The organism is Microcystis sp. M109S1 (assembly GCF_020247025.1).
Classification (GTDB): domain Bacteria; phylum Cyanobacteriota; class Cyanobacteriia; order Cyanobacteriales; family Microcystaceae; genus Microcystis.
Genome location: NZ_JADBRW010000329.1, coordinates 1 through 5,458, shown reverse-complemented (window position 1 = coordinate 5,458; position 5,458 = coordinate 1). Strand labels below are relative to the sequence as shown.

Below are 5,458 nucleotides of genomic sequence, written 5' to 3'. Positions count from 1 at the left end.
GGACTCTGTGTAAGACAGTACATGGTTTTTTAACTGTGGTATGCGACGGTGGTGGAAGCAGAAACTTAAATCGTGAGGTTTAGGAATCGCCGCACTTTTAGGGCGGCGAGGATGTCAATTCGTCAACCCCCTGAACGATGGCGGCAGACTTTCTTTTGGGTAAGATAGCTGTAGTTTCGCCAAGATTCCCAAGAAGGCGAGGGCGGCGGCTTCTTAACGAAGGCAGGAGGCGGTCGGCCGTTTTTGTAACGGGGATTTATGCCCCGCTCCCAAAACTTTTCGCCTTGTTGCTGTGCCAAATCCTTGACCCATAAACAATCACCCTCAAGATAACAAATCGATGGCAATTGTCGATGATAGCTGAGATTCTATCACTTGATGACCGAGATTAACCGGTCGAGCATTTCCCTCTACCGGGGCGCAATAACGGGGAATTGGACTAGAAACGAGGCTAATATGACGGTCACTCACCGCTAATCCATGGGTAGGATCATAACCTTTCCAGCCGCCCCCCGGCAAATACACCTCCACCCAAGCGTGTAAATGTCTTTCTCCTTGGTCTAAATCTCCTTCTTGATAGCCACTGACAAAACGGGAAGCCAATCCCACACAGCGACACACATCCATAAATAAAACCACAAAATCGCGACAGGAACCCTGCTTATTTTTCCAAGTGTTTCCGGGTAGATAGGGTTCCCCGGTAAGACGAATAATTTGCTGACAATTTCGGTAAATTTTGTCATTAAGATTAAACAGGAAAGATAGCACCTGTCCCTCGGTTTCCCGCATAACTTCTTGGGCTAATGCTGCCACATCAGGGTCATTAGCTAACCCATAAAATTGTCTGTAGGGTTGTAATTGACTGTGGAGAGAAATGGGATAATCAAAGGGTAAACAGGTCGCCCAAGGTTCCAACAAATACTGAAAAGGATTAACTCCATGGGTTTCCACTTCACTCACCATATCAATTAATAATTCTTCCGTCGGTTGATTAAACCAAATTTGTAAACAAGAATTACCATCGAGGTCGATAATATTAGTTATCGTTAAAGGTTCCGGGTTAATTTTGAGCGTGAACTCTCGTAAAGTTTGCCCACCATCGGATTTTGGTCGCAAGCGCAGCAGATGGGGCGATAAAATCACGGGTTGATTATAGAAATAGTTAGTTTGATGCCGAATGTGATAACGCATTAAGTTGTTAATTGGGATTGATATTGAAAGTTATTTACTGGCAGAGGTGAGGCAAGTTCAGGATTAAAAACGAAGAAAGTTTCTGTCATTTTTATTCCCACATCATTAACTCTTTTTTGAATATGGTCGAGGAATTCATGTAATCCCATTTCAATAATATCCTCGATAGTTAGATAACTCATTTCCGCACCAAGTCGCCCTAAACTTCTTTCTACCGAATTCCCCCAAGTTCCTATAGGAGTACCAGTAACTTGATGCAAACAGTGGTCTAATTCCCGCAGACAAAAGTGAATTGAACGAGGAAATTCTCGATTAAGAATTAAAAATTCGGCCACGTCACTAGGAGTAATCCGTCGTTGACATTTACGATACATTTCGTAGGCACTCACCGACCGCAGTAAAGCAATCCATTGAATTTGGTCTAGAGAAGTTCCTACCCATTGAGCGGAAGGCAAGAGATAATAGTATTTAACATCAAGAATTCTGGCGGTTTTATCGGCGCGTTCCTGTAATCTTCCCATAACGCCAAAATGCCAACCTTCATTATGAGTCATCGTTGCATCCATCACCCCCGCAAAACGGTGACTAGCCAATTTAACTTGGGTAAAAAAGTTCGGTAAAGTAGTTTGAGGATGGTAAGAGGAAGCATCTTTTACCATCAAGAAAAAACCATTAACCTGTTCCCACATTTCCGAAGAAATAATCTCGCGAACTGACCGAGCATTTTCTCGCGCCCAGCGCAAACAAGAGATAATTGAACTACTATATTCCGTGTCAAATGTCAAGAAATTGATCACATTTTCTGCGGTGGCTGTGCCGTAACGTTTCTTGAATTGTTCTAAATCTCCCGTGGTTAAAACCAAAGGTTCCCACTGTTGCAAAACACTGGTAGGTACATCTAACATTAAATTAAGGTTAACATCCATAAACCGGGCGACATTTTCTGCCCGTTCAATATAGCGATTTAACCAATAAATTGAATCGGCAACTCTACTAAGCATAATTAACTGGGAAAAAGGAAAGGGTAGGGTGGGTTAGTAACCCAGCAAAATTTTGATTATTGTCCTGATTACTTGGTTAAAACCCAAGTATCTTTACTGCCACCACCTTGAGAAGAATTAACCACTAAAGAACCCTTTTTCAAAGCCACGCGAGTTAACCCCCCGGGATGCACATAAATTTCATCGCCACGATGGAGAATATAGGGACGTAAATCCACATGACGACCTTCAATTTCCGTGTCAATTAAAGTGGGAACCCTAGAAAGACTTAACACTGGTTGAGCGATATAATTGCGGGGATTAGCGGCAATGCGTGGGGCAAATTCTGCCCTTTGTTCGGGGGTAGCTTGAGAACCGACTAACATCCCATAACCTCCCGACTCATTAGCGGCTTTCACAACTAATTTATCGAGATTATTTAAAACATAATCTAAGTCCTTTTCTCGCCAACAAAGATAGGTAGGAACGTTATTTAAAATCGCTTCTTCTCGCAGATAATAACGAATCATATCGGGGACAAAAGCATAAATAACCTTATCATCGGCGACTCCCGTACCCGGGGCATTAGCTAAAGCGACGCGACCTTCCTGGAAAACTTTTAATAATCCGGGTACACCTAACATCGAATCGGGACGAAAAACCGCCGGATCTAAAAAGTCATCATCGAGGCGACGATATACCACATCTACCCGTCTTAATCCCTTGGTGGTTTTCATTTGTAGATAACCATCAAAGACGACTAAATCACGCCCTTCCACTAATTCTACCCCCATTTGTTGGGCGATAAAAGAATGTTCAAAGTAGGCAGAATTATAGGTTCCGGGGGTTAAAACCACCACGGTGGGATTAGGCAATTGGGGCGGTGCTAAATTAAGGAGAGTTTCCAACAGATGGGAAGGATAATCATCCACCGGTTTAACATTCATTGTCTGGAAAATATCGGGGAAGGTGCTTTTCATTACCCGACGATTTTCGAGGACATAAGAAATACCGGAAGGAACCCGCAAATTATCCTCTAAAACGTACCATTGACCATCCTTATCGCGGACTAAATCGGTTCCCGTGATGTGACACCAGATACCTCCGGCGGGTTTCAGTCCCACACAGGGTTTCAGAAATCCCGTTGCCGAGGCGATTAATTCGGGGGGAATAATGCCATCTTTAATGATTAACTGGTCATTGTAGATATCGGAGAGAAAAAGATTGAGAGCTTTGATGCGTTGTTTCAGGCCTCTTTCTAAATAATCCCAGTCCTCAGCCGAGACAATTCGGGGAATAATATCAAAAGGAAAGATTTTTTCCACCCCTTGATTGTCGCTATAGACATTGAAAGTCACCCCCAATTCAAACAGGGCCGACTGAGCGGTTTCCCGGTGTTGTTGAAGTTCTCGGGGGGGCAGATTCTGCAACCATTTGATTAAAGGGGACGCGTGGGGACGAGGTTGACCATCATCTAAGAATAGTTCGTCGTAGAAGCCTTCGGGATCGTAGGTATTTAATAGCACACTGACCTCATTACATACCTTACCTATTCCCAGTGTCGGACAATTGTACCGATTTTTTGTAGTCTAGGAGACATTTTAAGGGAAATTTTAGGAAGTTAGCCGTTTTTCGGGGCTGGCGATCGCCCCTCGATCCCCACTGGTGGAGAAACCTGACAAGAGCGAGAATTAGCCCTGAAAACTGTGTTACATTTTTTAAAGGTCACATCTTAAATCTTTCATTTTTCTTACTGGTTACGCAATGTTTACCAAACAAGTAACGGATTCCAAAGCCTATCAATGGTTTCAGGAACGCTTAGAAATTCAAGGGATCGCTGATGATATCAGCACCAAATACGTTCCCCCCCACGTTAATATCTTCTACTGTCTGGGTGGTATCACCCTTGTGTGCTTCGTGATCCAGTTTGCCACTGGTTTCGCCATGACCTTCTACTACAAACCCACTGTAGCAGAGGCCCTCTCCTCAGTACAGTACATCATGAACGAAGTCAACTTTGGTTGGTTAATTCGTTCTATCCATCGCTGGTCTGCCAGTATGATGGTCTTAATGATGATCCTGCACGTTTTCCGCGTCTATCTGACCGGTGGCTTCAAAAAACCTCGCGAATTAACCTGGGTTACTGGGGTTGTCCTGGCCGTGATCACCGTTACCTTCGGTGTCACCGGTTACTCCTTACCCTGGGATCAGGTGGGTTACTGGGCGGTTAAAATCGTTTCTGGTGTACCTGCTGCTATTCCCGTCGTCGGCGATCAACTCGTCACCCTGATGCGCGGTAGCGAAAGCGTCGGTCAAGCAACTTTAACCCGTTTCTACAGCTTACATACCTTTGTCCTGCCCTGGTCGATCGCGGTCTTCATGTTGCTACATTTCTTGATGATCCGTAAACAAGGCATTTCTGGGCCTCTATAATTCAGAAAAGTATCTCTGTCGATCCGAAATCATTTTTAGGAGACATTATCCATGTCCACATTAAAAAAGCCCGATCTCAGCGATCCCGCTCTGCGCGCTAAGTTGGCTAAAGGGATGGGTCACAACTACTACGGTGAACCCGCTTGGCCTAACGATCTGCTCTATATCTTCCCGGTGGTTATCTTTGGTACGATCGGACTCTGCACCGGTTTAGCGATTATGGATCCCACCATGATCGGTGAACCTGCCGATCCTTTCGCTACTCCCCTAGAAATTCTGCCAGAGTGGTATCTTTATCCCGTTTTCCAAATTCTCCGTATTCTTCCTAACAAACTCTTAGGTATCGCTTGCATGGCCGGCGTTCCCCTAGGCTTGATGTTAGTTCCCTTTATTGAAAGCGTCAATAAATTCCAAAATCCCTTCCGTCGTCCCGTCGCTACCGCTATCTTCCTATTTGGTACTGTGGTCACGATCTGGTTAGGTATTGGTGCCACTTTCCCCATCGATATATCTTTAACTCTCGGTTTGTTCTAAGTTACTGAACACCACCGGTTTGTTGCCCACGCTTGTGATTCCTGACTTTGGAAGAGCGATCGTGGGCAATTTTAATTTTGATTTCTTCTATCTCAAGGTCGCGATTCCACTTTCGGGGAGTTTTGGTTCTCGACGTATTTTTTTAGTTGTTCGATGGTAACACCGCCACAACTAGCCACGAAATAAGCTCCCGTCCAAAAATAAGGTTTATTGTAGAAATACTTTGCCGCCAAATCCGGAAATTCCTTTCTAATTAATGGGACTACTAACTGTTTTAAGGTTAGCGATTAATTTGGATAAAGCGATGTCAGGTTTGTCAT

General features: G+C 44.2%; 5 protein-coding genes and 1 pseudogene. 2 read left to right on the top strand and 4 right to left on the bottom strand.

The genetic code is table 11. The features are described from left to right. Nucleotides 1-324 precede the first annotated feature (324 nt). The 3 genes from IM322_RS16735 to IM322_RS16725 all read right to left on the bottom strand — a co-directional run bounded on the left by IM322_RS16735 (nt 325) and on the right by IM322_RS16725 (nt 3,697). The gene (locus IM322_RS16735) at nt 325-1,191 is read right to left on the bottom strand and encodes a transglutaminase family protein (protein ID WP_287676306.1); all 867 of its coding nucleotides are present in this window, start codon (nt 1,189-1,191) and stop codon (nt 325-327) included. Continuing rightward, complete coding sequence (locus IM322_RS16730; protein WP_287676305.1) at nt 1,191-2,192, bottom strand: alpha-E domain-containing protein; 1,002 nt, start codon at nt 2,190-2,192, stop codon at nt 1,191-1,193. Before IM322_RS16730 ends, IM322_RS16735 begins: the two co-directional genes overlap by 1 nt. Before the next feature lie 68 nt (nt 2,193-2,260). After that, nucleotides 2,261-3,697: a circularly permuted type 2 ATP-grasp protein gene (locus IM322_RS16725; protein WP_286827284.1), complete on the bottom strand. Its 1,437-nt coding sequence runs from the start codon at nt 3,695-3,697 to the stop codon at nt 2,261-2,263. A gap of 238 nt (nt 3,698-3,935) precedes the next feature. On the opposite strand from IM322_RS16725, the gene petB reads away from it, so the two are divergent. Beyond that, a complete protein-coding gene (petB, locus tag IM322_RS16720) occupies nt 3,936-4,604 on the top strand; it encodes a cytochrome b6 (RefSeq protein WP_002798126.1) in 669 nt (222 codons plus the stop codon). Between the two features lie 51 nt (nt 4,605-4,655). Continuing rightward, nucleotides 4,656-5,138, top strand: a complete 483-nt coding sequence (gene petD, locus IM322_RS16715; protein ID WP_286827283.1) for a cytochrome b6-f complex subunit IV — start codon at nt 4,656-4,658, stop codon at nt 5,136-5,138. 92 nt (nt 5,139-5,230) lie between these two features. Here petD and IM322_RS16710 read toward each other — a convergent pair. Next, a pseudogene (locus tag IM322_RS16710) lies at nt 5,231-5,458 on the bottom strand (IS200/IS605 family transposase); the annotation flags it as partial.

What these genes read in the sequence shown, in the direction of transcription:
- IM322_RS16730 (WP_287676305.1), bottom strand. Translation starts at nt 2,192, where the DNA reads ATGCTTAGTAGAGTTGCCGATTCAATTTATTGGTTAAATCGCTATATT.
- IM322_RS16735 (WP_287676306.1), bottom strand. Translation starts at nt 1,191, where the DNA reads ATGCGTTATCACATTCGGCATCAAACTAACTATTTCTATAATCAACCC.
- petD (WP_286827283.1), top strand. Translation starts at nt 4,656, where the DNA reads ATGTCCACATTAAAAAAGCCCGATCTCAGCGATCCCGCTCTGCGCGCT.
- petB (WP_002798126.1), top strand. Translation starts at nt 3,936, where the DNA reads ATGTTTACCAAACAAGTAACGGATTCCAAAGCCTATCAATGGTTTCAG.